Genomic DNA, 26,340 nt, shown 5'->3' on the forward strand with positions numbered 1-26,340 from the left:
AAAAAATCGCAGATTTCCTTCTGTGATTTTTTTCGTAGCAGATTTCTGACAAGTGGTCATAAGCCTTGCTATAATAATTACTATCACTAAAAGGAGCCATACCATGAAAACTTATGATATGATTGTTATCGGTTTTGGTAAAGCTGGTAAGACACTGGCTGCTAAAACAGCCGCTCAGGGAAAATCTGTTGCTATGATTGAAGCAGATGCGACGATGTACGGCGGTACCTGTATCAATATCGGTTGTATTCCAACCAAGGTTCTTATTCATGCTGCGGAGACAGGGCATGATTTTAAATCAGCAATGGCAGAAAGAGAAGTGGTAACTTCTCGTCTGCGTGCTAAGAATTTTGCTATGTTAGACAATGCGGCAACAGCGGATGTTTACAATGCCAAAGCGCGCTTTCTTGCTGATAAAGTTGTGGAAATTTCATCGGATAATCAAACTGAGAAACTAACAGCAGAAGTTATTATTATCAATACAGGCGCTGTTTCTAATGTTCTTCCTATCCCTGGTCTGACCGAAAGCAAGCAAGTCTATGATTCTACGGGTATTCAAACTCTGAAAGAGCAGTCTAAGCGTTTGGGAATTATCGGTGGGGGCAATATTGGTTTAGAATTCGCTAGTCTATACGCTAAACTCGGCTCTGAAGTGACTGTTTTGACCCTCTGACACGCATTTTTAGTCGTGAAGAAGAGGAGATTTCTGCTCTTGCACAAAAGTATATGGAAGAAGCAGGCGTGAGATTTGAACTAGGTTCGAATATTTCACAAGTTTCTAATGAAGAAAAGTCAGTCCTTATTACGACACAAAACGGAACTTATTCCTTCGATGCTGTATTGTATGCGACAGGCGGTTTGCAATTTACCTATGTTTCTTTAGATGATTTTCGTATTGTCTGGAATTATCTAAATGGGGATAAGTCTTATTCTAATAAGAACCGGCACCATATTCCAAATACGACCTTTATCAATCCACCGCTTGCGCGTGTGGGGCTTGATGAGGCTCAAGCTAAAGCACAGGGCTTGCCTTATAAGGCTAACGTTCTGCCCGTTGCGGGTATGCCGCGTGCTCATGTTAATGCTGACTTGCGCGGTATTTTCAAAGTAGTGGTGGATACTAATACCAGGCTTATTTTGGGAGCGACTCTTTTTGGAGCAGAATCGCAAGAGTTAATCAATCTTATCACTATGGCTATGGATAATCAGGTTCCGTATACTTATTTTCAAAAGCAAATTTTCACGCATCCAACGATGGCTGAAAATTTGAATGATCTTTTTAATTTTTAACAAATGAGGCAGGAAAAATATTTTTTCTGTCTCAACTTTTTTACCTTAATCTTGTGATATAATGATAGGAAACTAATCTATGAAGGAGGAGATTGTCATAGACGAAGAAACAAAAACAAGGCGGCTCTTAAAACGAGGTCAACGGAGCTTACTGCGGGGGATTTTTAGCCGGACAACGGTCATTGTACTGCTTTTGATTTTGCAACTTTACGTGATTGCATCGGGTTATGTGTGGTTTCAACAATACCAAATTCATATTCAAATTGCTGGCTTACTTATTGCTGTTGCTTCGGTTCTCTATTTAATTAATAGTGATATGGATAGTACGGCTAAGCTGACCTGGATGCTGGTTGTTTTACCCATGCCAGTTTTGGGAGGTCTCTTCCTGCTCTACACTAAGATTGACTGGGGCTATAATGGCATGAAGCGACAGTTAAAGGGGAATGTTGAAAAGACCGTTCCCTTACTCCGTCAAAATGATTCAGTCTTAGCCGAATTAAAGACCTCTCACAGTACAGCTTTTAATCTGGCTAAGTATCTCAGCTTTGGGGATAATCATTTCCCGGTTTATAAAAATAGCCAAGTTACCTATTTCTCATCTGGGGAGGAAAAATTTGCTGAACTCAAGAAGCAACTGCGTCAGGCTAAGCACTACATTTTTATGGAATACTTCATCATTGATGAGGGGCTGATGTGGGGTGAAATTCTATCCATTTTGGAAGAGAAGGTAGCTGAAGGCGTTGAAGTTCGAGTGATGTATGACGGTATGATCGAAATGACTACCTTGAGCTTTGATTACAGCAAGCGACTTGAACGTTTGGGGATTCAATCACGGGCCTTTGCTCCTTTATCACCTTTCCTATCAACCTATTACAACTACCGTGACCACCGTAAAATTGTCGTTATTGACGGTGAAGTTGCCTTCACTGGTGGGGTCAATCTGGCCGATGAATATATCAATGAAATTGAACGCTTCGGTCATTGGAAAGATACGGCTATTATGGTTCGTGGACATGCCGTTGATACTTTCTTGATTCTGTTCTTACAAATGTGGAAAACTATTAAAGATGACGGAACAGAAGTAGAAGCCTATTTAGGTCAACATGCCAATAAGCTCTCGACTGATGGCTTTATTATTCCCTTTGGTGACTCGCCTATGGATAATGAAAAAGTTGGCGAGAATGTTTATATCGATATTCTCAATCAGGCGCGTGATTACGTGCATATCATGACGCCTTATCTCATTTTAGATAGTGAAATGGAGCATGCTCTCAAGTTTGCAGCTGAGCGGGGTGTGGATGTTAAAATTATTATGCCGGGTATTCCTGATAAGCAGGTGCCATATTATTTGGCTAAAACCTACTACAAATCATTGATGGCTTCGGGGGTGAAAATTTATGAATACAGCCCAGGATTTGTGCATGCCAAGGTCTTTGTAGCTGATGATAGTCGTTCGGTTGTCGGGACTATTAACCTAGATTACCGCAGCCTCTACCACCATTTTGAGTGTGCTGCCTACCTTTATCATTCTTCGGAAATTCCTAAGATTGAGCGAGACTTCCAGAAGACTTTGGCTGATTGTCGTCAAGTAACCGAGCAAAGTCTTAAGGAATTGCCAGTTTCAGTCAAAGCAATTGGAGCAGTCGTTAAGGCCATTGCTCCCTTGCTTTAGAATCTGTCCTATGTTACAATGTGACTATGCGATGAGTCGATTTGGTCTTTTAGGCCAATTGCGCAGGGAGGTCATTAACGCAGGAGCGGACCTTGATAGTCTGTGTGAACCTTTCTATCACACTGAATAAGTGCCCTTGAACCTAGGCGAGAGTCTAGGTTTTTTGTGTCAATTCAAAAAGCTATCAAAATGTGATGAAAGATTACTATACATCAGACTGCCTTTTAAAGTAAGGAACCCTTCTTTCTAACATATTAGCACTTATCAGGGGGTTCTGAGGTTTTTAATATCTTTGTATTTCTTGATAAAAGCTGGTTTGGACTTTTCAAGGTTCTTAAAAAGGTGTATAATGAATCTATTATAAATTTTTAGAAAATTTTGACGAACATTCTATGAGGAAGGTCTAAACTATGGGATACACAGTAGCTGTTGTTGGTGCCACAGGTGCCGTTGGAACTCGCATGATTCAACAATTGGAGCAGTCCAGTCTGCCGATTGATAAAGTGCGCCTTTTGTCATCCAGCCGTTCAGCAGGTAAGGTTCTTAACTATAAGGGACAGGATATAACAGTTGAATTGACGACAGAGGATTCTTTTGCAGGGGTTGACATTGCTCTCTTTTCTGCAGGTGGTTCTGTCTCAGCTAAGTTTGCTCCCTATGCCGTTAAAGCAGGAGCTGTTGTTGTGGATAACACCTCTTATTTCCGGCAAAATCCTGATGTCCCTTTAGTTGTTCCAGAAGTCAATGCTCATGCTTTGGAAGCTCACAATGGGATTGTCTCTTGTCCTAACTGTTCAACAATCCAAATGATGGTAGCTTTGGAGCCTATTCGGCAAAAATGGGGCTTAGAACGTGTCATTGTTTCTACCTATCAGGCAGTTTCAGGTGCCGGTCAATCAGCTATCAATGAAACTGAACGTGAACTCAAGGAAGTCCTCAATGATGGTAAGGATCCTAAAGACATCGAGGCAGATATTTTGCCAACAGGTGGCGATAAGAAACATTATCCCATCGCTTTCAATGCATTGGCCCAGATTGATGTCTTCACTGCTAATGATTACACCTATGAAGAAATGAAGATGACTAATGAGACGAAGAAAATCATGGAAGATGACTCGATTGCTGTTTCAGCAACTTGTGTGCGGATTCCTGTTCTCTTGGCTCACTCAGAATCTGTTTATATTGAAACCAAGGAAGTCGCACCGATTGAAGAGGTAAAGGCAGCTATCGCCAATTTTCCAGGGGCTGTTTTGGAAGATGATGTGGCCCATCAAGTTTATCCACAAGCAGTCAATGCTGTCGGTAAACGAGAAACCTTTGTCGGTCGGATTCGTAAGGACTTAGATGTCGAAAAAGGTATTCACATGTGGGTCGTTTCTGACAATCTGCTTAAAGGAGCAGCTTGGAACTCTGTGCAAATTGCAGAAACGCTCCATGAAAAAGGCCTGGTTCGTCCAACAAAGGATTTAAAATTTGAATTGAAATAAGTTGTACTTGAGGTATCATATAAAAGAAAAGAGCTTTAGAAAGTCAATTGGCCAAACAAAACAATCGTTAAATGCAAGCCTATAAGTTCTAACTCTGTCTCATTTCAATTTTCTCTGACTATCTAGCTACACTGGGGTCTGGGACAGGAGTCTCCAGCCCTCTTTTTATAATGAAAATATTGGTCGAACCCTACTGAGGGGAATGACCTTGGTTCAAGCATAATTAGGAGGTTATTATGACTGCGCAAGAATCCATCCAACAACTGCGTCATGCGAAACTTATTACGGCAATGATTACGCCCTTTAATCCTGATGGCTCTATCAACTTTGAGGCTTTGCCTGATTTAGTTGAACATCTCTTGACCCACCACACTCAAGGTCTGCTTTTAGCTGGGACAACTGCCGAAAGTCCTACTTTGACTCACGATGAGGAATTGGAGCTTTTTAAGGCAGTGCAAAAAATTGTCAATGGACGTGTGCCTCTAATCGCTGGGGTGGGTACTAATGATACCCGAGATTCTGTTGATTTTGCCAAGGAAGTTGCTGCCTTTGGCGGTTTTGCAGCTGGTTTAGCTATCGTCCCTTATTATAATAAACCCTCCCAAGAAGGAATGTATCAGCATTTCAAGGCTATTGCAGATGCCAGTGACCTCCCTATTATTATTTATAATATTCCGGGTCGGGTCGTGGTAGAAATGGCTCCAGATACTATGCTGCGCTTGGCAGAACATCCTAATATCATTGGAGTTAAGGAGTGCACTAGTCTGGATAATATGGCTTATCTGATTGAACATAAGCCTGATGATTTCTTGATTTATACTGGTGAAGATGGTGAAGCTTTCCATGCCATGAATATCGGAGCTGATGGTGTGATTTCAGTGGCTAGTCATTCTAATGGGGAAGAAATGTATCAAATGTTGCAGGCTATTGAGCAGAATGACATCAAGAGAGCTGCTGGTATTCAACGTAAATTCATTCCTAAAGTTAATGCTCTCTTTTCTGTTCCAAGTCCGGCTCCTGTCAAGGCTGTTCTCAATCATCTGGGCTTTGACGTTGGCCCTTTACGCTTACCTCTAGTATCTTGCACACCAGAAGAAGAAAAACGCATTATCAAGGTAGTCTTAGAAGAAGACATCGAAGCCACTCGTCAAACGGTGACAGGTGTTGTGCGTCCAGATTACTAATGCTGGGCTTTAGCGACTTAGAACTGACGGACACTTAGCTTGACAAAAGTGACTAAGCCAAGGATAATGGTTGTAGTGAGGGTGTCTAAACTCAGATATCTTCCTCTATTATTTGCGGAAGGAAGTTCAGTATTCTATTGTCTGTCAGTTTTCTTCCCAGCTTTTAAAAGCTTCGAGTTATCTAAGAGTTGAATTTCTGAATAGAAAAGAGGCAATTTCATGCAAATTACCAAACGCAGCGGTCAAGTTGTTGAATTTGATCCAGATAAAATTTATCAGGCTATTCTCAAGGCGGCTCAATCTGTCTTTGTCCTTGATGATAAGCTTCGTCAAGAGTTGGCAGAAGTCACCAAGAAGGTTGTGATTGATTTGGAGGAAGCTCATGCTGACCGTCCAACTATCTCGATGGTGCAATCTCAAGTTGAAAATCGTCTCATGGATGCCGGTTATATTAATATTGCGGAGCATTATATTTCCTACCGTTTACAAAGAGATTTGGAACGCAATGGTTATGGGAATCAAATTGCAGTTCACTTGCGTTTTGAAAAATTGAAATAACGTTTAAAAGACTGGATAAAAACTTGTCCAGTCTTCTTGTTTTAGAGTAAACTTTTGGTGCAGTGGGTGGAGAAAGACTTTCTTGGCTAGACCTAGACCAAGAAAGTCTTGCCCCTGCAAGTTCATTAGCTGTGAACACTGCTGACAGATTTTCCTTTTGCCGCAAGGTCAAAGCAGAAAACCTGGTCAACCGTGCGGGGGTGAGAGTGAAACAGTCAGGGGAGAGACCGTTTCAGGTCACCACTTTAAAATTAGGATGTGGGAAAGAACCCAAAATTTTCAATTTTTGGTTCTTTCCCACTCTTTTTTGGATGATTAAGTAGGAGAAAAAATGTGATTTTTTTACAAAGTCTTGAGTATTTGTTTAATCTTCTTGATTTCTCCCACTAGTGTTTGATTATTGGCTAGATAAAGATAGGGGAGCTCATGCTGGTCAACTCTTGTGGATGAATCCAGCGTTTGGATGCCTCTTTCTTTAAAACGTCCTAATTTGAATTTCTTTGGTAGTTCAATACTAATATGCTTAGGACCAATTTGGCAGTTTAAATAATCAGGTAAATTCTGACAGAGCGCTGTGGCCTGATCCAGACGTTGATCAAAGAAGTTCTTGAGCTGACTAAGATTTTTAGCAAACATACCGTTATCTAAATACAGGGATAGAGCCTTCTGCATTATCAGGCTAGTATCGTAATCCATCAATTTTTTGTAGGCAAGGAAATCGTTCATGATCCTTTGTGGCAAAACGGACATCCCTAATCGCAAAGCTGGAAAGAGGGTAGTTGAAAAAGATTTGAGGTAAATAACACGCTCATGGGTATCGTAGTAATGTAAAGGTAGATTTTCAGATTTTGTAAAATCGCCCATATAGTCATCTTCGATAATATAGACATCATAGCGCTGGGCCAAATCAACTAGAGCTTGTTTTTCTTGGGAACTATAGGAGAGGCCTAGAGGGTTGGAGATTCTTGGGATAGTATAAAAAAATTTGATAGGATGGCTTTGAAAGAATTTTTCTAGTTGCTCTAGGTCGAGGCCAGAAAAATCTCTCTCAATTGTTAGATAAGGCAAGCCTTGCTCTCTCACTAGACTATTCATTCGATGATAAGTGGGCTGTTCTAGAAGAATAACTGATTTTTGGTTGGGAAATGCCATCTGAGTTAGAATATAAAGGGCTTGCTGAGTTCCCGAGGTAACTACTAGATTTTCCACCTTGCTGTAAATATCCTGTTCAAGAAGGTGGTTCTGCAGGGATCTTAACAGTTCAGCTAACCCCTCCTGACGCTGATAGTAGTTGAAGAGATAATTTTCTCGCCCAACAAGAGTTTCAGATAAGCAGATTTTAAAGTCTTGGTAGGCTAGCTTATTATAGGCCGCAAGGCTAATCGCCAGATTGTCGCCGTCTTGATCCTTACCCTCTAAAACATAGTAGCCGCTTTTTGGGACAGCGTAAATCAGATTTTGGTATTTGAGTTCAAGGAGGGCTCGCTGGGCTGTGTCCTTGCTACAGCCGTAAGTTTGACTCAGTTTGCGGATCGAGGGCAGTTTCTCGCCCTTTTTGAATTGTCCGCTTCTGATGGCTTGGGCTAGGCTTTGGTAAAGAGTTTGAAATTTACTAGGCATAATCTGTCCCCATACAGTTTTAGAATAAGACTATTGTAACTTAATTGTGCTTGTCTTACAATGGGAAACATTAAGAGGGACACGATAATGAGGTCCTTTATCAAATGAGGTGATGCTGATGTCAACGAAAAGAATTACACTTGCAGCGCTCTTTATGGCTTTGGTTATTATTTTGAGCTCGTCCTATCTGTCAGTGCCAGTTCCTGGCGGTCATTTTTATATTAATGGTATTGTGATCTGTCTGGTAGGTCTGCTTTTCCCACCGACTGAGAGTGTCATAGTTGCTGGAATTGGTTCCTTTATTGGTGACTTTCTTTTTTATCCAACTCCAATGTTTGTAACCCTGATTAGTCACAGTTTTCAGGTTCTGGTTATCAGTCTTTTAGTCAAGCAGTCGTATGAGAAGTTGTCTAAAAGCCGATTTTTTACAGGTCTGATTTTGGGTGGTATCCTTAATGTAATTGGTTATTTTCTGGGGCGGAGTTTTCTTTATGCCAATCTGCCGACAGCTCTTTTGAAGTTGCCTTTTGACAGTCTGGCAGTTGTTTTGTCCATCTTAATTGTTTACTTTATTTACTACCATACTCGATTTGTCGCTATGTTTAAGCAGGCTTGGGAAAATTGAGTGAGAAATAGGAGGAGTGATTGTTTCAAGGATCACTTCTTTTTTTAACATGATTTTAAAGTTGTCTGTCAGGATTTTTGTCTAAATTCCATGATATAATATGACTATTATTAAAATTATTCGAGGGAAGTCATGGCTACTATTCAATGGTTTCCTGGTCACATGTCAAAGGCGAGACGGCAGGTCCAGGAAAATCTCAAATTTGTAGATTTTGTAACGGTTTTGGTTGATGCCCGTCTGCCTTTATCCAGCCAAAATCCTATGCTCAATAAGATTGTCGGTGATAAGCCCAAGCTCTTGATTCTAAACAAGGTTGATTTAGCTGATCCGCTTCTAATCAAGGAGTGGCAAACTTATTTTGAAAATCAGGATCTTAAAACCTTGCTGATCAATGCTAAAGATCAGTCGACGGTAAAAAAAGTGACGGAAGCAGCCAAGAGTCTGATGGCGGATAAGTTGGAACGATTGAAGAAGAAGGGAATTAATAAAGAGACCCTGCGAACCATGATTATTGGTATTCCTAATGCAGGTAAGTCAACGCTGATGAACCGGCTGGCGGGCAAGAAGATTGCTGTAGTTGGTAATAAACCAGGTGTTACCAAGGGCCAGCAGTGGCTCAAGTCTAATAAAGATTTGGAAATCCTAGACACGCCGGGGATTCTCTGGCCCAAGTTTGAGGACCAGTTAGTCGGCTTGAAATTAGCCTTGACTGGCGCTATTAAGGATAATCTATTGCCTATGGATGAGGTCACGATCTTTGGTCTTAACTATTTCAAAGAAAACTACCCTGAGCGTTTAAAAGACCGCTTCAAGGGACTTGATTTGGAGCAAGAAGTGCCTGAGATGATTATGGACTTGACCCAAAAATTAGGCTTTCGTGATGATTATGATCGCTTTTACAACCTTTTTGTCAAGGAAGTTCGTGATGGCAAGTTGGGGCGTTACACGCTAGATAAGGTTAGTGATAGCAATGGCAACCATTAAAGAAATTCAAACTCAATTAGCTGGGGTGACTGACCTAGCCAGCCCTTTTTTTGCTAGTTTGGCCGAAGATGAGCGAGTTGGCGTTCAGGCTGCTATCGAAAAACGTCAGCGAGAAATTCGGGCTGACTTAGCTGAAGATCAACGTTTGGAAGCTATGCTGACTTATGAAAAAAGGCTCTATGCGCGTGGTCTTGAGTTGATTGCTGGCATTGATGAGGTTGGCCGCGGTCCTCTGGCTGGGCCTGTTGTGGCGGCTGCTGTTATCCTACCGAAGAATTGTAAAATCAAGGGTCTAAATGACAGTAAAAAGATTCCTAAAAAGAAACACCAAGAAATTTATGACCAAGTCATGGAACAAGCCTTGGCAGTCGGTCTTGGTTTTAAATCCAATCAGGTTATTGATCAGGTCAACATTTATGAGGCGACTAAGCTGGCCATGAAAGAAGCAGTAGCTAAGCTAGAGGAACAACCTCAACACCTGTTAATTGATGCTATGCAATTGGATTTAGCCTTGCCTCAGACTTCAATTATTAAGGGAGATGCCAATAGCCTGTCTATCGCTGCGGCTTCGATTGTAGCTAAGGTCACTAGAGACCGCTTGATGGCGGATTATGATAGGAAATTTCCAGGTTATGACTTTGCTCACAATGTGGGTTATGGTACTCAGACCCACTTGGAAGGCTTGCAGAAATTGGGGATAAGCCCCATTCATCGGCATAGTTTTGAACCAGTTAAATCAATGATAAATCTATAATTTTTTACGAAGCAGATTGCTTCTCATTTTGGAGGTGCACATGGATATAGAAGAGTTTCGGCAGGCTTTAAATGAAAGTTCCATTATTCAGGCGGGATCTGAATTAGCTGCAGAATTTCACGCTTATGGTCAACGGGCTTTAACCATCACTAGTCGGATGAACGGTTCCTATCACAAGCCAGAAGAGATTGTTACTTTGATGAAGGAGTTGACGGAACAAGCAGTACCGGATAATTTGCGGATTTTTCCGCCATTTTCAACGGATTGTGGTATTAATATTAAATTTGGACAAAATGTCTTCATCAATGCTGGCTGTCGTTTTCAAGATCAGGGTGGTATTAGCATTGGCGATAATTGTCTAATTGGTCATAATGTGGTTCTAGCGACTCTTAACCATGATTTGCAGCCCAGTCGTAGAGGGAATCTCTACCTAGCTCCTATTAAGATTGGCAAAGATGTTTGGATTGGGTCCAATGTTACAATCACGCAAGGAGTGACCATCGGGGATGGAGCAGTAATTGCTGCGGGAGCTGTGGTAAATCGAGATGTTCCTGCGAATACGGTTGTTGGCGGCGTACCAGCTCGGCACATTAAAAAAATCGAGCGAGAAGATTAAATGAGTAAGGCGAATCAGGCTTGATGATGAAGTGAGAATAGTATGGGAACAGTAACGGAACGTGAGAAAATGTTGGCGGGGCGACTCTATGATGCCTCCGACCCAGAATTAGTTGATTTACGTCAGCAGGCTAGGGTCATTACGCGGATGTTCAATGCCGAGGAAGATGAGGAGCAGGCTCAAGCCCTGCTCAAGACTTTCTTTGGCAAAACAGGGCAAAATATCACTGTTAATCCGCGCTTTGTTTGTGATTACGGTAGCAATATTTATGTTGGGGAAAATTTTTATGCCAACTATAATTGTACCTTTTTAGATGTTTGTGAAATTCGAATTGGCGATAATGTCATGTTTGGCCCCAATTGTCAGCTTCTGACAGCCCTTCATCCATTAGAGGCAGAAGAACGTATCAAGGGTAAGGAATTTGGCAGTCCAATTACCATTGGTGATAATGTCTGGTGCGGTGGCGGTTCGACCATTCTACCGGGTGTGACCTTAGGAGATAATGTAGTTGTTGGAGCCGGTTCTGTGGTCACCAAATCTTTTGGTGACAATGTGGTTATCGCTGGAAATCCGGCTCAGGTCATTAAGGACTTGACAGAAACGAGTTGTTTGGCCATTGATATCGGTGGCAGTGCTATCAAGCACGCTCTGATTGATGAGCAGCTGACTCTTACGCAAGAAGGACAAGTACCAACACCGGCTAGTTTGGAAGAATTTTGGACCAGTTTGACAGCTATTGTTGAGCAATATCAGGATGAGATTAAGGCCATTGCCATTTCTTGCCCGGGAGAAATTAGTAAGAATGGTCGGGTTTATCGTGGCGGTCTTATTCCTTATTTGAAAAATGTTCCCCTAGCCAAACACCTGTCTGAACAATTTTCAATGCCAGTGACAGTTCTCAATGATGCCAATGCAGCTGCTCTGGCAGAGACCAAGTCAGGTGTTCTCAAAGACAGTTCTTGCGGGGCGATTCTTGTTTTAGGAACTGGTGTCGGTTTAGGTGTGGTTTCTGAGAATCATCTGGTGACTTTTCCGTCACGCGATTTGCGGCCTAGTGCCCAAGACTTTCGTTCTAACGATGAGTCAGTCTGGCGTCAGATCAGTCATACCTTAGAGCTTAATCGGATTGGGATTGAGAGCCTATTTTCCAATGCTGGTTCAGCGGTTAAGTTTGTTGAGGACGCTAGCCGACTGTTGGGGCTTAAAGAGGCTGATGGTAAACAAGTTTTCCAAGCTTTGGAAGAAGAACCGTCAGGAGCTTTGCAGGAACTTTTTGAAACCTATTGTCGAGACATTGCCTATCTTGTGCTCAACCTCCAGACTTTCCTTAAGGTGGAAAACTTAGCCATCGGTGGCGGAATCAGTAGACAGCCACTTTTAGTTAAGACGATCAATGAGCAATATGATAAGCTCTTCACCAGTGTTCTTGCCTTCCAGCATTTTGAACAGTTAGAAATTGAAGCAGCTGTTAATGGTAATGATGCCAATCTCATCGGTGCTTACCTTCACCTGATGGCCAATCGAAAATAGCAGTAAAAGCTCTTATTTCACAAAGCCAAACTATTATTTTTTTCTATTAATATGTATATGGTTTTTAGAGAGTAGGACAAACAGCCATGATAGCTTAGCCCTCACCCACAAAGCATTGTAATCTCTGAAGATTACGTATAAAAATCGTAAATTGTGATAAAATCACGACTTTGATTTTCTTCGCTCTTCCATTTTAAGGCTCAGAGCTCTGCCACTCTCCTGTTTTTTAGGTGGCAGGCTTTAGCAGTCTATCCCCAGACTGCCAAAGTCCACTGGAGCATTTTGACACTTGCTTTGCAAGTTTTATTTCCCTTTATTTCCCGATTAAAAAGCTCTACCAGAGCTTTTTAACCCACCTCCGCACAGTTGATTAGGATGGCCGCTAGCCATTGCAGAGTAAGGCTTAGAACCTTATCAACCACTGCGTCAAACTGTTATTACTGCAAAAAATAGAAGGTTGGAATACTTTTTCCCAACCTCTTTTCGTATTAATAGGTAGAGGTGATTTTATGAATAATTTTGAGCTCTTTAAACTCAAACAGGCTGGTTTGACTAATCTGCAGATTATCAATATTCTGGACTATCAAAAAGAAGTTGGCAAATCTCTGTCCTTGCGGGATATGGCTGTCGTCTCCCAAACCAGCAAGGCAGGTCATTTCATGGAAAGTTACAAGCATTTAGACCTCAAATACCTTCGCCAACAGTTTAATCAATTTCCTTCCCTATCTATTTTGGATAAGGAATATCCTGAAAATTTAGCCCAAATCTACAATCCGCCTGTCCTCCTCTTTTACCAGGGGGACTTAACCCTTTTGGACGCTCCCAAGCTTTCTATTGTGGGGTCACGAGATTGCACAAATCTTGGGACTAAGTCTGTCCAAAAAATTGTTAGAGAATTGGCAAATCATTTTGTCATTGTTTCCGGCTTGGCTAGGGGTATTGACACAGGAGCCCACATTGCCTGCTTGAAAAATGGTGGGAAAAGTATTGCTGTTATCGGGACGGGATTGGATATTTTCTATCCAAAAGAAAATCATGATTTGCAGGAATATTTGGCCAAACACCATCTAGTCTTGACTGAATATGAACCTGGCCAGCAGCCCTTGAAATTCCATTTCCCCGAGCGTAATCGGATTATTGCAGGTCTCTCTCAAGGAACGGTTGTTGTTGAAGCCAAGCAAAGATCGGGTAGTTTGATTACTTGCGAACGGGCCATGGAAGAAGGGCGCGATGTCTTTGCTGTACCAGGTAATATTCTGGATGGGCGTTCCGACGGTTGTCATCATCTGATTCAGGAAGGAGCCAAGTGCATCATGACTGGTTTGGATATTTTGGAAGAATTTGATTAAAGGAGACAGGTTTTGACTTGTCTCTTTTAATATTCAAAAAATAGAATTTTGTAGTAACTGGGTTTTAGTCGTTTCTAATTTAGTTTGTAGGCTCCGTTTTGCCTTAAGGAGCGCCTTTTCTTTTCTCTTGGTTAAACTGTTGACCTTTTGCATTTTCCTATAGGAGAAAGTTTTTTATTGACAGCCCCTAAAAAGTAAGTTATCATGCTAGAAGTTTATTCGAAAATTGAGGGAGTGATGCTGATGGCAGTAGCAACCAAGGCTAAAACTGGCAAACAAACAACAAGCAAAAAAGCTACTAGTAAAGGAAGGAAGCGGGCAACCCCCAAGAAAAACTTGGTTATTGTTGAGTCGCCGGCCAAAGCTAAAACCATTGAGAAGTATCTGGGGCGAAGCTACAAAGTGGTAGCTTCTGTTGGACATATTCGGGATTTGAAGAAGTCTTCCATGTCCATTGATTTTGACAATAATTATGAACCGCAATACATTAATATTCGTGGCAAGGGTCCGCTGATTAATGACTTAAAAAAAGAAGCTAAGAAGGCCAAACAAGTTTTTCTGGCTAGTGACCCGGATCGTGAAGGAGAAGCTATTTCTTGGCATTTAGCCCACATTCTGGACTTGGATGAAAAAGACAAAAATCGGGTAGTTTTTAATGAAATTACTAAGGATGCTGTCAAAAATGCCTTCATTGAGCCAAGGGCTATTGATATGGATTTGGTTGATGCCCAACAAGCCCGTCGGGTTTTAGATCGTATTGTTGGTTATTCTATCTCTCCGCTTTTGTGGAAGAAGGTCAAGAAAGGACTGTCTGCTGGTCGGGTTCAGTCTGTTGCTCTCAAACTGATTATTGATCGCGAAAATGAAATCAAGGCATTTAAACCTCAAGAATATTGGACCATTGACGGGACTTTCAAGAAGGGCAACAAGAAGTTTCAAGCTAATTTTTATGGCCTTGATGGTAAGAAGTTAAAGCTGGAAACCAACGATGATGTCAAAAAGGTTCTGGCTAAGATTACCAGTGATGATTTTAACGTTGATAAGGTTGAAAAGAAGGAGCGACGTCGCAATGCTCCCCTCCCCTATACGACTTCGTCTATGCAGCAGGATGCTGCTAATAAAATTAATTTTAGAACCCGTAAAACCATGATGGTGGCCCAGCAGCTCTATGAAGGAATCAGTTTGGGGCGTGGCGGTCAGCAAGGTTTGATTACTTACATGCGTACGGATTCAACGCGTATCAGTCCCGTAGCGCAAAATGATGCAGCTGATTTTATCACGGATCGTTTTGGTGCTAAGTATTCTAAGCATGGGAGTAAAGTTCGCAATAGTTCTAGTGCTCAGGATGCCCACGAGGCCATTCGACCGTCCAGTGTTTTCAATACACCAGAGTCTATTGCTAAGTACCTCAACAAGGATCAGCTCAAACTCTATACCTTGATTTGGAATCGTTTTGTGGCCAGTCAGATGACTGCAGCAGTTTTTGATACCATGAAGGTGAGTTTGGATCAAAATGGTGTCACCTTTACAGCCAACGGAAGTCAGGTCAAGTTTGACGGTTATTTAGCTGTTTACAACGACTCTGATAAAAATAAGATGTTGCCAGATATGGCACAGGGGGATACGGTCAAGAAAGTATCTACTAGTCCTGAGCAGCACTTTACGCAGCCGCCTGCCCGTTATTCTGAAGCGACCTTGATTAAGACATTGGAAGAAAATGGTGTTGGCCGGCCATCAACCTATGCTCCAACCCTTGAAACCATCCAGAAGCGTTACTATGTCCGTCTGGTAGCTAAACGCTTTGAACCAACCGAATTAGGAGAAATTGTCAATAATCTGATTGTCGAATTTTTCCCAGATATTGTGGATGTGGCCTTTACAGCTGAGATGGAAGACAAGCTAGATTCCGTTGAGATTGGTAAGGAGCAGTGGCAGAGGGTTATTGATGAATTCTATAAGCCTTTTGAAAAGGAACTGGAAAAGGCTGAAGAAGGTATTGAAAAAATTCAAATCAAGGATGAGCCTGCCGGTTTCGACTGTGACGTCTGCGGCCATCCAATGGTTATCAAACTTGGCCGTTATGGTAAGTTCTATGCCTGCAGCAATTTTCCAGAATGTCACAATACCAAGGCTATCACTAAGGAAATTGGTGTGACTTGTCCGACCTGCGGTCAAGGGCAAGTCATCGAACGCAAGACCAAGCGCAATAGGATTTTCTATGGCTGTGACCGCTATCCTGATTGTGAATTTACTTCTTGGGATTTACCAGTTGGACGTTCCTGTCCCAAATGTGATCACTATCTTGTTGAAAAGAAGGTCCGTGGTGGCGGCAAACAGGTTATTTGCAGCAATGCCGACTGTGATTATCAAGAAGAAAAAGTGAAATAAGTAAAAAAGGAGTGTGCTCTCCTTTTTTATTTTGGAATTTGAGCTCGACCGCTGTTGTGGCTTGTAAACGGATTTGGAAGAGTTCAAATAAATTGAGCAAAATCCTTTACATAAACTTAAAACGTGTTAAAATAGATTAGTATTCATTATTGAAAAAAGCTAAAACAAAGGAGTTAACAATGAATAATAAAGAGGCGTGGGTCAAACAGTTTGAAGCTTTGACTGGTCGCAAACCAACAGCTGAGGAATTTGCAAAAGCTAAAGAAACTGACTTTAATTTGGAACAATTGACAGCATCTATAAATGCTAATCAAGCGAATGCTCAAGCTTCAGACGTAGGCGTAAGCCCTGAAACAGCAGCGACAGAAAATGCCCAAGTTATGAATCAAGCAAATTTGACTGAGGATGAAGCAACCCAATCTCAAGGAGTTCCAGCTGGACAGACTGAACAGGCATCTCAAGATCAAGCGGTTATACCTAATCAACAAATACCAAATGATTTGTCACAACAACAAGCTCAAGTAGGGCAAATGCCACAAGGAAATGAGTCACAGAGAGCATTTGGTCAGCCCCAGAATTTCCAACAGCAGGCTTTCTCTGGTGTACAGTCGGGGCAAAATCATTCCAATCAAGTTTTAGATTTGATTTTGCCAATTGTATCTTTGGTTTTATCTGTTTTGTTCGCAGCCTTCTCATTTACAGTAGTTGCACCAGTCTTTCTTGGTCTTTCGGTGCTTGGTCTTATTTTTGCTATTGTGCTTTTGATTTTAAATCTTAAGGGCAAAAAGTTGCTGTCAATCATTGCTAGTGCTGTCGCTCTTTTGGCTGTTCTGATTAGCATTGTTGGCCTTGTTGTTAGTAATTCTCGCCACTCTGTATCTAAGTCTGATAATTCATCATCAGTGACTAGCAATAAGAACGGTAAGGTCAAAGATAATAGTACAGATGTCAATGACTATACTGATAAGAACTATAAATTTGAATGGAAACAAGATGATGTTTCAGATTTGAAAGTTGAAAGTGACACAGTCGCTGATGTTGTTAAGAAGCATGGTAAAGCCACTGAAGCAGAAATTTCTGGTGATGAGTTAACCCTGCGTTACGAAGATAAATCAAAAGAAGATACCGAACAGAAAGTTACAGTCTCTTTTGAAAAAGGATATGATGGCACTTGGGTTATCTCCTATATTGATGGGATTTTCGAGGCAAATGATATTGATACCAATGCTTCTTATAAGTCTGATTGGACCAAGGCCGACTTTGATGCCCTTAAAGTTGGGGATGATGAAACCGGTGCTGGTGGTGCCAGCTGGTCTGACGTTAAAAGCAAGCATGCCAAACCCTCAGCAGCTTACTATACGGTAAGAACTTATTCCGCAGATGAGCTTGAAAAAGGTTTGACAATCGAATATGAAGATTTCGATGCTGATGATTCTCATGCTCAACGTATTTCATTGGAGTTCACAACAAATGATGATGGTGATACTTACCATTTGAGTTATAAATATGGTTATGGCGCTGGTATTTCGAATGATTAATAGCAATAATAATTGCTAACCCATCAGAGGTTAGGACAGAAGTCCTGCCTCTTTTGTTATTGCTCTAGATTTTTACTAGATGGACGCAGTGGTTGAGAGTAAGACTTGTTGGCTAAGCCAAGAAGTCTTACCCCTACATGGTTCATTAGGTACTTTAGCACAATGAATTACTGCTGGCTAGGTTTCTTTTTGCAATAAGGTCGAAGTGGAAAACTTAAATGAATGTGATGATGAACTTCGTTCATCTTATTTCCAATCTCAAAAGGTCTGAGAGATCTTTTGAGATTAGAAATGAAGCTTGCTTACAAAGCAAGTGTCAAAAACAATCTGGGGAGAGACCGTTTCAGGTCATCACCTTGAAACTAGGGCGTGGTGAGAACCAAAATTTTCAATTTTTGGTTGATCTCACTCTCTTTATCGTGATTGTATTTGGCACTTTCGTGAAATTTCTGCTAGACTAAACCCATGGCTATTAACTATAAAAGGCTTTATTACTCACCCATCAAGCAGGGGGCTACAGCATTTTCTTAGGGGAAGAGCCAGCTATGTTTCTAGTTTTATGAGTGCTTCTATAGGATTCTATTGTAGAGTTTTTCCGTTAAAAAGCTTTTGGGACAGATGGCTTTAACCTCATCCACAAAGTATTGTAATCTCTGAAGATTACGTATAAAAACTTGAGTCTAGTTAATCATGAGATCGCTGTCTGGCACTGACAATCGTTCATATAATCAGGTGATGGCGTTGGGAACAGGGCGCCTGTTGGGGCAATGGCAGCTTCCTTTATGGATTGGTAGTATCTTTTGAACTGGCACTGCCTGCCCAGTTCTATTTTTTGCTGATCCAAAGCAAGATCTGTCTTGATCGCCAGTTCTACTTTTGTTTAATTCGGTAGTTTGGCTGTTCACTATTATTTGTCCCCTCTGGGCTGTCTGCACCTAGAATAGGGCTTTTGGAGGTCAGATTTTTCTAACTCAGGAATTTTTGTATTTGGTTATGGGGTATTAGACAGAACTTTTTAGTAATCGGTCAAGTTAACATTACGGTAAGCCAATGCTCTCTTGTTTCTTGTTGGGAAAGCCTTGTGGGCTTAGTTGGTTTTTAAGGTAGGAAAAAGTTAGCACTTGGAGCGTTGCTCACATTTGCTGGAGTTGGCTGTAAGACTCAGTAGCGTTTAGGAGTTTTTAGACATTTCTCCTTCCTTGTCTAATTTAATGCTGTTGGACTCAATCGCTCCCAGCTTTTTGTTATAATAATTTTAATTTGTTGGAGGTAATTTTATTTATGAAAGTTGGCTTGGTACTGGAAGGTGGAGGCATGCGAGGGCTCTATAGTCAAGGAGTCATTGATGCTTTTTTAGATGAAGATCTTAAATTTGCTGGTGTAGTTGGCGTTTCTGCTGGGGCTCTATTTGGTGTTAACCTCTTATCCAAACAGAGAGGGCGTGGCCTGCGTTATAATAAACGATTTATTGGTCAGAAGAATTATATGAGTTTTTGGTCTTGGCTAAAAACAGGGAACTTTGTCAATAAGGAGTTTACCTATTACAAAGTTCCGATGGAGTTAGATGTCTTTGACCAAGAAACTTTTGAAGAATCGGGGGCAGAGTTTTATGCTGTTGCAACCAATGTTGAGACAGGTCAACCGGCCTATCTTCCTGTCAAAAACGTATTTAAGGAGATGGAAATCTTTCGGGCAAGTTCGGCCTTGCCCTTGGTTTCCAGAATTGTTGATTGGCAAGGACAAAAATACCTAGATGGCGGTCTGTCGGATTCTATTCCAGTTGAATTTGCCAGAAGTTTGGGTTATGATAAACTCGTTGTCGTTTTGACGCGTCCGTTGAACTACCGCAAGAAACCATCTAGAGGGCGGATTTATCAGCTCTTTTATCGCAAATATCCCGAGTTTGTTAAAGCTGCCAGTCAACGCTGGAAAACTTATAATCGAGAAGTAGAAGAGGTTATAAAGCTTGAAGAGGCAGGAGATTTATTTGCTATTCGTCCTGAGAAAGATTTGGATATTGGCCGTCTGGAAACAGATCCTGAGAAGTTTGATGAGATTTACAATATTGGTCTGACGGATGCTCAAAAAATGATGCCTCAATTAAAGGCCTATTTGCAAGGAGAAGGTCATGGCCAAGCTTGATGTTTTGCAATATCTATCCTTTTAACCAATGCCTATCAAAAAAGGGCTAGCTTTGCTGACGATGTGGAGTAATGATGCAAATTAGTTTAAACTAAGTAATTAAGTCATACGGTAGGCTGATTTAGAAAAATAAAGGAGGGAGGAGCAGTAGGTAAGTGATCAAAGACTATACTGAATTTTATAGCCGTCTAACGGCTCCCTTACGAGAGCGTCCTTGGATGATAAAAATATTACGCGTAAGCAATTGGATTTTAACCAAGCTCATGGCTGTTCTATACCCCCTCTTGTTGCTTGATTTGCTTGGGCGGGAACAGTTTTACGACTTAGGTTTAACCATCTTTATTCCTGGTCTGGCTTTTACAGGACTTAGTTACTTTCGAATGCGGCTTAATCTCCCCAGACCCTATGAGACTTGGGCAATTAGTCCTCTGATTGATAAGGCTTCCAAGGGGAATTCCTTACCTAGCCGACATGTCTTTTCAGCAGCTATGATAAGCCTTTGTCTCTACCAAATTAGTCCTCGCATTAGTGTTCTTTGCCTAGTCTTCTCAGCTATTCTAGCTCTCTGTCGAGTCTTAGGGGGAGTCCATTATCCCAGAGACGTTATTCTAGGTTATTTCACCGGTGTCCTAGCTGGACTTTTGCTTCTCATTTTTCTCTAATTTTGTCCGTTCACGACAAATTAAGGCCATTTCACGACATAGCTAACTTTTAGCTTGTCTTTTTTTGTATAATAAGTAAAAATGGGTTTCTTTTATCATAAGTGTTAAGGAGGTTTGTCTTTGCTGTATATTTATGCCTTAGAAGATAATTTTAAGCAACAGGCTAGAATTGAACGTGCCATTCGGAATATTGCAGAAGAAAGGGATTTAGATTATGAATTTTTAGTCTCTGGCAAACCTGACCAATTGATGGAGAGTATTAAAGGTAAAGGGGAGCAGCATATCTTCTTCTTAGATATTGATTTAAATGGCGAAAAAAAGAAGGGCTTTGAGGTGGCAAGAACTATTCGAGCTAGGGATAGTCAGGCCCTGATTGTTTTTGTCACTACCCATTCCAATTTTATGCCCTTGACTTTTAAGTATCAGGTTTCTGCCTTGGATTTTATCGATAAAGAATTACCAGAAGAAGCATTTCGGCAGCGGTTGGGTAATATTTTACGTCATGCTCAGGAAAATCTTGGTAAGAATTTGTCAGAGGATTCCTTCCTTTTTGAGAATGAGCAGTTCCGTATCCAAATGCCTTACAGTGATATTTATTTTATTGAAGCCTCATCTAGTCCTCATAAGATTATTTTGCATGGTCGTAAGGATTATATGGAGTTTTATGGTAGTCTAGCTGAGGTTGATAAGGCAACGGATCGCTTTATTCGAGTCCATCGGTCTATCAGTCTCAATCCTGCCAATGTTGCTAAGGTCGATAAAATCCAGCGATTAGCCCATTTTCCCAATGGCGAAACCTGTGTCATTGCCAAAACTAAGATGCGAGCTTTAGCTAGCGCTCTGAAGAAATTGCATAGGAGGTAGTGATGTTATCTTTATTGTATATCAATCGGACTTTTCAAATGTTTCTTTGGTCGGTTGTTGAGTTATTTATCATGCAGCGTTCTTTTAAGATTCGCATCCCTTGGGCTTATCAATTGGCTTTCCTTGTCTTAAATAGTTTGCCTTATGTCTGGTTAAAAGATTTTTATGCTAGCAATCAATTTTGGGAATTAGCTTTAATCAGTTTTCTCATCTTTAAGTTTAGCGATAAAGTTAAAGATTTCTCGTTAAGGCTTTTCTTTATATTTTATGTCAAGTTGGGTATTGATATCATTGCTAGATTTATGATGTTTATGGTTATCTACCCATTCTTCCCTCAATTAACTCATCATTATTTTCCTGTGCTATCAATCCTGATTCAGGCAACTCTATCCCTTCTGGCCAATGAATTAATTCTTCATTATTTAAAAATGGATTTTCTGCAAATTAATGAGTTAATTGACGATCGGAGTGTCAAGTCTTCTATCATCTACTATAATATTTTCTTTATCATCTACTTCATAACTTTATGGCTGAGCTATTTGATTACACCTACTAATTTTGGTGTTACTTATCGTGTCAATACAAGTACCTTGTTTATGGTGTCTCTCTTGTCCTTTATTTCAGCATTTAATTATCGTGTTTCGATGATTTATGAAAAACGCTTGATACTTCAAAAGGAAAATGAACTCAAATATATTACTAACTACAATCATCAGATTGAAGAGCTTTATGGTCAGATTCGCTCCTTTCGTCATGACTACAGCAATATCCTAGCCAGTCTCCGATACAGCGCCGACAACGAGGACCTGACCAGTATTCGTCAGACCCTGGATGAGATTAGCCAGGAATCACGTGAAATTCTTGATGCTCAGAAGTTTGAAATGGCCAACCTCTCCAATATTACTGATAATGCTCTTAAGAGTGTCCTGTCTTCCAAATTATCTAGAGCCATTGATTTAGAGTTGGATGTCAAGATAGAGATTGCCGACCCAATAGGACTGCCGACTGACTTTAGTACTCTTGACTTCGTCAGATTAGTATCGAATCTACTGGATAATGCTATCGAAGCCGCTGATGAGTCTGAGGCTAGACAGCTCTCCTTGTCTTATTTTAAACACGGTGGCGCTTTTGTTTTCATTCTGGTCAATAGTACTCAGTCAACCACAGAAAACATTGCGGATCTTTTCCAATTGGATGTCTCCACTAAGGGAAATGATAGGGGGATCGGCCTTGCTATTGTCAAGCAGATTTTGGCAAACTATCCTAATGCTGTCCTAAAAACCAGCAGTCAAAATGGTCTCTTCACTCAACAGCTAGAGGTAGAGGTGTGAACGATATGAAAACTCCCAAATCTGTTAGACTTGGGAGTTTTCGCATGCTAGCTTAGTTAAAGGTTGCGAGTACCTTTTCTTTGTAGTAATCAAAATAACTTTTTTTAGCCACGATGCTGGTCACCTTACCTTGTAGACCATATTTGAGAGAGCTTTTATCTTGCTTTTTGAGCTTTATCTTAGCTGTTATTTTGAAAACATTACCTTGTTTTGTTGTGGTTGCTGTTTTATCAATGTGGCTGACCTTTCCTTTTAGAAAAAGATTTTTATTATTGCCACCTTTTAAGGTGAGTCGTGCCCACTGGCCAGTCTTAATGCTGGCAATGTAGTTAGAATCAACGTAGTAGGTTAGATTGATCGTTTTCTCGTTTTGGAGATTGGGATAAATTTCTCCAACTGCAGTCCCATTTGGGATGGCCTTTTGTCCGGTATAATCTTTTTCTAAGTGTAAAATGCCATCTCTTGAAGCCTTGATTTCTGGAGCTTTTTCTACCTGACTGGTTTGGCCCGTCTCTTCTAGATAGAGCTGAGTTTGAGTATCTGGACTGGGTTTCTCATATTTGAGCAAGATATCGCCTTTTCTGACGGTTTTATTATTTTTTAAGTTATTGGTTGTAATCGCATTATCGCTGATTGATTGAATGGTAACAAGGCTCGAAGCTGGTGTTAACTCGCCTGTGCTCGTGACAACAATTTCTTTGGTCGCATACATTGAAAAGACGATTAGAAAAATAACCAGTAGAGTAATCGGGATAATAGATAGAGTCGCAAAATTTTGATAGCGTCTGCGATAAAATTCAGAACTGCTTAATAATTTTTGATCCATAAAAACCTCCTCGTAATTGGACTCACCTGCAGGTCTTTGAAAAAGAGAGGTAGTTGTTTTGATTTTGCCAAATTACAGCTAAGACTACCTTTAGGTGTAAATCTCTCTGGTGCTCAGAAGCTTCGCACCGTCTCAGAAGTCCCCTATTTTTCTGTGACTTGTTTAACGGTTTAGCACCTTTTTTATTTATTAAAGAGTTGATAGTAGAAACCTTGTTTTTTTAGTAGATCTTGATGAGAACCTGATTCTATGATTTTTCCCTGATCAAGAACAACGATTTTGTCTGTTCGCTCGGAAATGCTAAGTCGGTGAGCCACGAAGATAATTGTTTTCTCCGTCATCTGCATCAGGTTGTCAATGACTTTTTTCTCAGTTAAGACATCCAGCCCGCTGGTAGCTTCATCTAAAACCATAATCGGAGACTTGGTCAGTAGGGCGCGGGCCAGTGCGATCCTCTGCTTTTGACCGCCAGATAGACCGGCTCCATCAGATAATTCCGTTTGATAGCCAAGGGGCATCTGCTCGATATCTCTTCTGATTTCAGCCAATTCACAGGCTTTCATAATATCTTCTTGTGAAACAGATTCATCTGCTCCTAGAGTCAGGTTGTCTAAAATACTGCCAGAAAAGATATAAGGTTGTTGGGGTAGATAATTGATATAGCGCCGCAATAGCTTCTTATCCAAGAGATTAGTATTTAGCCCATTAATGGTGATTTCTCCCTTGTATGGTTGGAAGAAGTTGACAATCAGTTTGGCCAATGTTGTTTTACCGGAGCCACTGATACCAACTAAACTGATTTTTGAGCCCCTATTAATTGTAAGATTAATGTCTGTCAGAGTATCACGGCCAAAACCATATTTATAGGAAACATCTGAAAAAGCGATCTTGCCATCTAAGGCTGAATGATCCACCTTAGTTGTTTTTTTATCGAATTCCGATGACACAAGATAAACTTCATTGAGTCGGTTGTTGGCTACTTTAGCTGACTGCAGTTTTGTCTGCAAATTGATGATATTTTCCAATGGATTGGTAAAGTAGGTTAAAAGCGAGTTATAGGCAATGAGCTGACCGATAGAGATCCTATTGGACATAACTAGTTTAGAGCCAAACCAGAGGATGGTGACATTTAAAATAAGCTGAGCAGCCTTTTTCAAAGCTGTCTGCAGCACTTCATACTTATGACGATTGAAAGATTTGTCAAGATAGTCAACGAACTCGTTATCAACATTGCGATAGCGCGTGTCTTCGCTGGTCAGCGATTTAATGGTTTCCATCCCATTGATATCTTCGATAATAGCAGAGCTGACCATACTGTTAGCTTCCATAACCTCTTGGTTCATCTTTTCAAAAGGCTTCATAAAAGCAAAGATGATAACGGTATAGATTGGAATCGACAGCAAGGTCAAGAGAAAGAGATTCGTATTTTGAAGAAAGAGGACAGCCCCAATAATAATCAAGATAAAACAATCCAGAAAGATGGAAAGGATGGTCGAAGCGAGAGCATCAATGATGGCATTAGCATCCGAAAAACGTGAGGTAATCTCACCCGTCCGTCTAGTCGCAAAAAATGACATAGGGAGAGAGAAAATGTGGCGGATATAGGCTAAAATCACATCAATACTAAGTCTCTGACTGAGGACAGTTAAGAGATAGTCCCGTGAGAAGGCCATGATTTGCTGGATAATATAGGTAATGACCAGACCTACCGAAACGATAGTCAGAGTCGACAGCATCTGATTGGGGATATAGTTGTCCAAAATACCTTGGAGGTAGTAGGAACCTAGAATATCAATTAGGGTTACTAAAAGACTAGCAAGGCTAATCTGAAAGATAAGTCCCTTTTGCTTCAGGATAAGGGGGATAAAATTCAGTAAACCATTTTTCCTATCCTTATGAGGTTTGTAAGCAGGTTCTGGAGCTAAGAAGATGGAAACACCGTCCCATTCTTTTTCAAAGGTTTCTTTCTTCATTTTGGTAACCTTGACTGTAGGATCAGGATCACCAATAATGAAGTGATTTTTCTTGGCCTTGTAAACTACATAGTAGTGTTGCAGTTTTCCTTCTTTATTGACATGGACGATAAAAGGAAAAGGGATATCCTTTTCGTCAAAGAGGCTCATATCAGCTCGAACAGCTTGGGTCTCAAAGCCTATAGCTTTGGCAGCTTCAACAATCCCCAGAGCTGTCGTTCCTTCTTTATCGGTCTTAGCCAGTTCTCGCAAGTGCGCTAAGGAATAGTTAGAGCCATAATATCTGGCAACGGATGCCAGAGCAGCTATTCCGCAATCTCTAGCATCAATCTGGGGAATAAATTTGTAAAAGTTCATAAAAACTCCTTTATTAAGATATAAAGAGCGCTAACAAACCTATATAAAAATAGGAAATTGACACAGTGCCACTAAAGCACAAGGAAGTTTATCTTTTTTAGCTCGTGTTTAATGAGGAGCGCAATCAGAATTATTGTGCCATAAAATCTCTCTAAAATTTTATCCAAGTCATGAAACGGCCTTATTTTGTCGTGAACGGGAAAATAAAACTATGACTAACTTGAAGCAATGCCCGTTCACTACATATTTTGGCCGTTTCACGACATAAACGTGCACAGCTAAAAATTTTTGGTATCCTATAGGTGTCGCTTGCAAGAGACAAAAAGAAAGCTATCTGGAATTGATTAGCCAGATACTTTTCAGCAAATTTAACTCTAGAAGCTACAAACTTCTCAATGCAGAAGTAGGTTTATCCTTTTGAGGTTATTATATATCTAAAACATTCAAACATAAGAAAGTTGAAAATATGAAAAAAATAAAAAAATTAATTTCATATTTGAGAATATCAGGAAAGACTAGATTTTAATGGTAAGATAATAACCGTAAAGCGATTAATCAATTTACAAAAATTTATTATGTTAATAGACTGG

General features: G+C 40.6%; 19 protein-coding genes and 1 pseudogene. 17 read left to right on the forward strand and 3 right to left on the reverse strand.

The genetic code is table 11. The annotated features are described in order from the left end of the window. Nucleotides 1-103 precede the first annotated feature (103 nt). The 5 genes and pseudogenes from G7Y32_RS08260 (at nucleotide 104) to G7Y32_RS08280 (ending at nucleotide 6,191) form a co-directional block, all read left to right on the forward strand. A pseudogene (locus G7Y32_RS08260) lies at nucleotides 104-1,290 on the forward strand (FAD-dependent oxidoreductase). 151 nt (nucleotides 1,291-1,441) lie between these two features. Beyond that, nucleotides 1,442-2,962, forward strand: coding sequence for a cardiolipin synthase (gene cls / locus G7Y32_RS08265; RefSeq protein ID WP_165212849.1), 1,521 nt, complete (start codon nucleotides 1,442-1,444; stop codon nucleotides 2,960-2,962). 410 nt (nucleotides 2,963-3,372) lie between these two features. Then, nucleotides 3,373-4,449, forward strand: a complete 1,077-nt coding sequence (locus G7Y32_RS08270) for an aspartate-semialdehyde dehydrogenase (protein WP_165212811.1) — start codon at nucleotides 3,373-3,375, stop codon at nucleotides 4,447-4,449. A gap of 236 nt (nucleotides 4,450-4,685) precedes the next feature. Then, a complete protein-coding gene (gene dapA / locus G7Y32_RS08275; protein WP_165212812.1) occupies nucleotides 4,686-5,633 on the forward strand; it encodes a 4-hydroxy-tetrahydrodipicolinate synthase in 948 nt (315 codons plus the stop codon). A 219-nt stretch (nucleotides 5,634-5,852) separates the two neighbouring features. After that, nucleotides 5,853-6,191 (forward strand): ATP cone domain-containing protein, encoded by a 339-nt coding sequence (locus G7Y32_RS08280; RefSeq protein ID WP_004229942.1) that lies wholly within the window; start codon nucleotides 5,853-5,855, stop codon nucleotides 6,189-6,191. Nucleotides 6,192-6,533: 342 nt separating this feature from the next. On the opposite strand, the gene G7Y32_RS08285 is transcribed toward G7Y32_RS08280, so the two are convergent. Next, complete coding sequence (locus G7Y32_RS08285) at nucleotides 6,534-7,811, reverse strand: aminotransferase-like domain-containing protein (protein WP_165212813.1); 1,278 nt, start codon at nucleotides 7,809-7,811, stop codon at nucleotides 6,534-6,536. Between the two features lie 118 nt (nucleotides 7,812-7,929). On the opposite strand from G7Y32_RS08285, the gene G7Y32_RS08290 reads away from it, so the two are divergent. The 12 genes from G7Y32_RS08290 to G7Y32_RS08345 all read left to right on the forward strand — a co-directional run bounded on the left by G7Y32_RS08290 (nucleotide 7,930) and on the right by G7Y32_RS08345 (nucleotide 22,594). Further along, a complete protein-coding gene (locus G7Y32_RS08290) occupies nucleotides 7,930-8,436 on the forward strand; it encodes an ECF transporter S component (RefSeq protein WP_165212814.1) in 507 nt (168 codons plus the stop codon). Between the two features lie 132 nt (nucleotides 8,437-8,568). After that, nucleotides 8,569-9,420, forward strand: a complete 852-nt coding sequence (gene ylqF, locus G7Y32_RS08295; RefSeq protein ID WP_165212815.1) for a ribosome biogenesis GTPase YlqF — start codon at nucleotides 8,569-8,571, stop codon at nucleotides 9,418-9,420. Continuing rightward, nucleotides 9,407-10,174: a ribonuclease HII gene (rnhB, locus tag G7Y32_RS08300; RefSeq protein ID WP_165212816.1), complete on the forward strand. Its 768-nt coding sequence runs from the start codon at nucleotides 9,407-9,409 to the stop codon at nucleotides 10,172-10,174. Before ylqF ends, rnhB begins: the two co-directional genes overlap by 14 nt. 34 nt (nucleotides 10,175-10,208) lie before the next feature. Then, on the forward strand, nucleotides 10,209-10,790 hold the full coding sequence (locus G7Y32_RS08305; RefSeq protein WP_165212851.1) for a DapH/DapD/GlmU-related protein: 582 nt from the start codon (nucleotides 10,209-10,211) through the stop codon (nucleotides 10,788-10,790). Between the two features lie 42 nt (nucleotides 10,791-10,832). Then, complete coding sequence (locus G7Y32_RS08310) at nucleotides 10,833-12,320, forward strand: ROK family protein (protein WP_165212817.1); 1,488 nt, start codon at nucleotides 10,833-10,835, stop codon at nucleotides 12,318-12,320. A 509-nt stretch (nucleotides 12,321-12,829) separates the two neighbouring features. Continuing rightward, a complete protein-coding gene (gene dprA / locus G7Y32_RS08315; RefSeq protein ID WP_165212818.1) occupies nucleotides 12,830-13,669 on the forward strand; it encodes a DNA-processing protein DprA in 840 nt (279 codons plus the stop codon). 243 nt (nucleotides 13,670-13,912) lie between these two features. Then, on the forward strand, nucleotides 13,913-16,057 hold the full coding sequence (gene topA, locus G7Y32_RS08320; RefSeq protein WP_165212853.1) for a type I DNA topoisomerase: 2,145 nt from the start codon (nucleotides 13,913-13,915) through the stop codon (nucleotides 16,055-16,057). Nucleotides 16,058-16,236: 179 nt separating this feature from the next. Beyond that, nucleotides 16,237-17,595 carry a phage holin family protein gene (locus G7Y32_RS08325; RefSeq protein WP_165212819.1) on the forward strand — a complete coding sequence of 453 codons (1,359 nt, stop codon included), beginning with the start codon at nucleotides 16,237-16,239 and terminating at the stop codon, nucleotides 17,593-17,595. 1,281 nt (nucleotides 17,596-18,876) lie between these two features. Beyond that, entirely contained in the window at nucleotides 18,877-19,737 is an 861-nt protein-coding gene (locus G7Y32_RS08330) for a patatin-like phospholipase family protein (protein WP_165212820.1), read from the forward strand. A gap of 158 nt (nucleotides 19,738-19,895) precedes the next feature. After that, nucleotides 19,896-20,399 carry a phosphatase PAP2 family protein gene (locus G7Y32_RS08335; protein WP_165212855.1) on the forward strand — a complete coding sequence of 168 codons (504 nt, stop codon included), beginning with the start codon at nucleotides 19,896-19,898 and terminating at the stop codon, nucleotides 20,397-20,399. A 120-nt stretch (nucleotides 20,400-20,519) separates the two neighbouring features. After that, on the forward strand, nucleotides 20,520-21,263 hold the full coding sequence (locus tag G7Y32_RS08340) for a response regulator transcription factor (RefSeq protein WP_165212821.1): 744 nt from the start codon (nucleotides 20,520-20,522) through the stop codon (nucleotides 21,261-21,263). A gap of 2 nt (nucleotides 21,264-21,265) precedes the next feature. Continuing rightward, nucleotides 21,266-22,594 carry a sensor histidine kinase gene (locus tag G7Y32_RS08345; RefSeq protein ID WP_165212822.1) on the forward strand — a complete coding sequence of 443 codons (1,329 nt, stop codon included), beginning with the start codon at nucleotides 21,266-21,268 and terminating at the stop codon, nucleotides 22,592-22,594. A 52-nt stretch (nucleotides 22,595-22,646) separates the two neighbouring features. On the opposite strand, the gene G7Y32_RS08350 is transcribed toward G7Y32_RS08345, so the two are convergent. Both G7Y32_RS08350 and G7Y32_RS08355 read right to left on the reverse strand, forming a co-directional pair. After that, a complete protein-coding gene (locus G7Y32_RS08350) occupies nucleotides 22,647-23,420 on the reverse strand; it encodes an HlyD family efflux transporter periplasmic adaptor subunit (RefSeq protein ID WP_165212823.1) in 774 nt (257 codons plus the stop codon). A gap of 182 nt (nucleotides 23,421-23,602) precedes the next feature. After that, entirely contained in the window at nucleotides 23,603-25,750 is a 2,148-nt protein-coding gene (locus G7Y32_RS08355; protein ID WP_165212824.1) for a peptide cleavage/export ABC transporter, read from the reverse strand. Between the last annotated feature and the right edge of the window lie 590 nt (nucleotides 25,751-26,340).

This window comes from Streptococcus tangpeifui (assembly GCF_011038795.1).
In the GTDB taxonomy this organism is placed as follows: Bacteria; Bacillota; Bacilli; order Lactobacillales; family Streptococcaceae; genus Streptococcus; species Streptococcus tangpeifui.

Coding starts and splice junctions, on each gene's coding strand:
- dprA (WP_165212818.1), top strand. CDS start 12,830: ATGAATAATTTTGAGCTCTTTAAACTCAAACAGGCTGGTTTGACTAAT.
- G7Y32_RS08285 (WP_165212813.1), bottom strand. CDS start 7,811: ATGCCTAGTAAATTTCAAACTCTTTACCAAAGCCTAGCCCAAGCCATC.
- topA (WP_165212853.1), top strand. CDS start 13,913: ATGGCAGTAGCAACCAAGGCTAAAACTGGCAAACAAACAACAAGCAAA.
- ylqF (WP_165212815.1), top strand. CDS start 8,569: ATGGCTACTATTCAATGGTTTCCTGGTCACATGTCAAAGGCGAGACGG.
- G7Y32_RS08270 (WP_165212811.1), top strand. CDS start 3,373: ATGGGATACACAGTAGCTGTTGTTGGTGCCACAGGTGCCGTTGGAACT.
- G7Y32_RS08355 (WP_165212824.1), bottom strand. CDS start 25,750: ATGAACTTTTACAAATTTATTCCCCAGATTGATGCTAGAGATTGCGGA.
- G7Y32_RS08330 (WP_165212820.1), top strand. CDS start 18,877: ATGAAAGTTGGCTTGGTACTGGAAGGTGGAGGCATGCGAGGGCTCTAT.
- G7Y32_RS08325 (WP_165212819.1), top strand. CDS start 16,237: ATGAATAATAAAGAGGCGTGGGTCAAACAGTTTGAAGCTTTGACTGGT.
- G7Y32_RS08310 (WP_165212817.1), top strand. CDS start 10,833: ATGGGAACAGTAACGGAACGTGAGAAAATGTTGGCGGGGCGACTCTAT.
- G7Y32_RS08345 (WP_165212822.1), top strand. CDS start 21,266: ATGTTATCTTTATTGTATATCAATCGGACTTTTCAAATGTTTCTTTGG.
- G7Y32_RS08350 (WP_165212823.1), bottom strand. CDS start 23,420: ATGGATCAAAAATTATTAAGCAGTTCTGAATTTTATCGCAGACGCTAT.
- dapA (WP_165212812.1), top strand. CDS start 4,686: ATGACTGCGCAAGAATCCATCCAACAACTGCGTCATGCGAAACTTATT.
- G7Y32_RS08290 (WP_165212814.1), top strand. CDS start 7,930: ATGTCAACGAAAAGAATTACACTTGCAGCGCTCTTTATGGCTTTGGTT.
- rnhB (WP_165212816.1), top strand. CDS start 9,407: ATGGCAACCATTAAAGAAATTCAAACTCAATTAGCTGGGGTGACTGAC.
- G7Y32_RS08280 (WP_004229942.1), top strand. CDS start 5,853: ATGCAAATTACCAAACGCAGCGGTCAAGTTGTTGAATTTGATCCAGAT.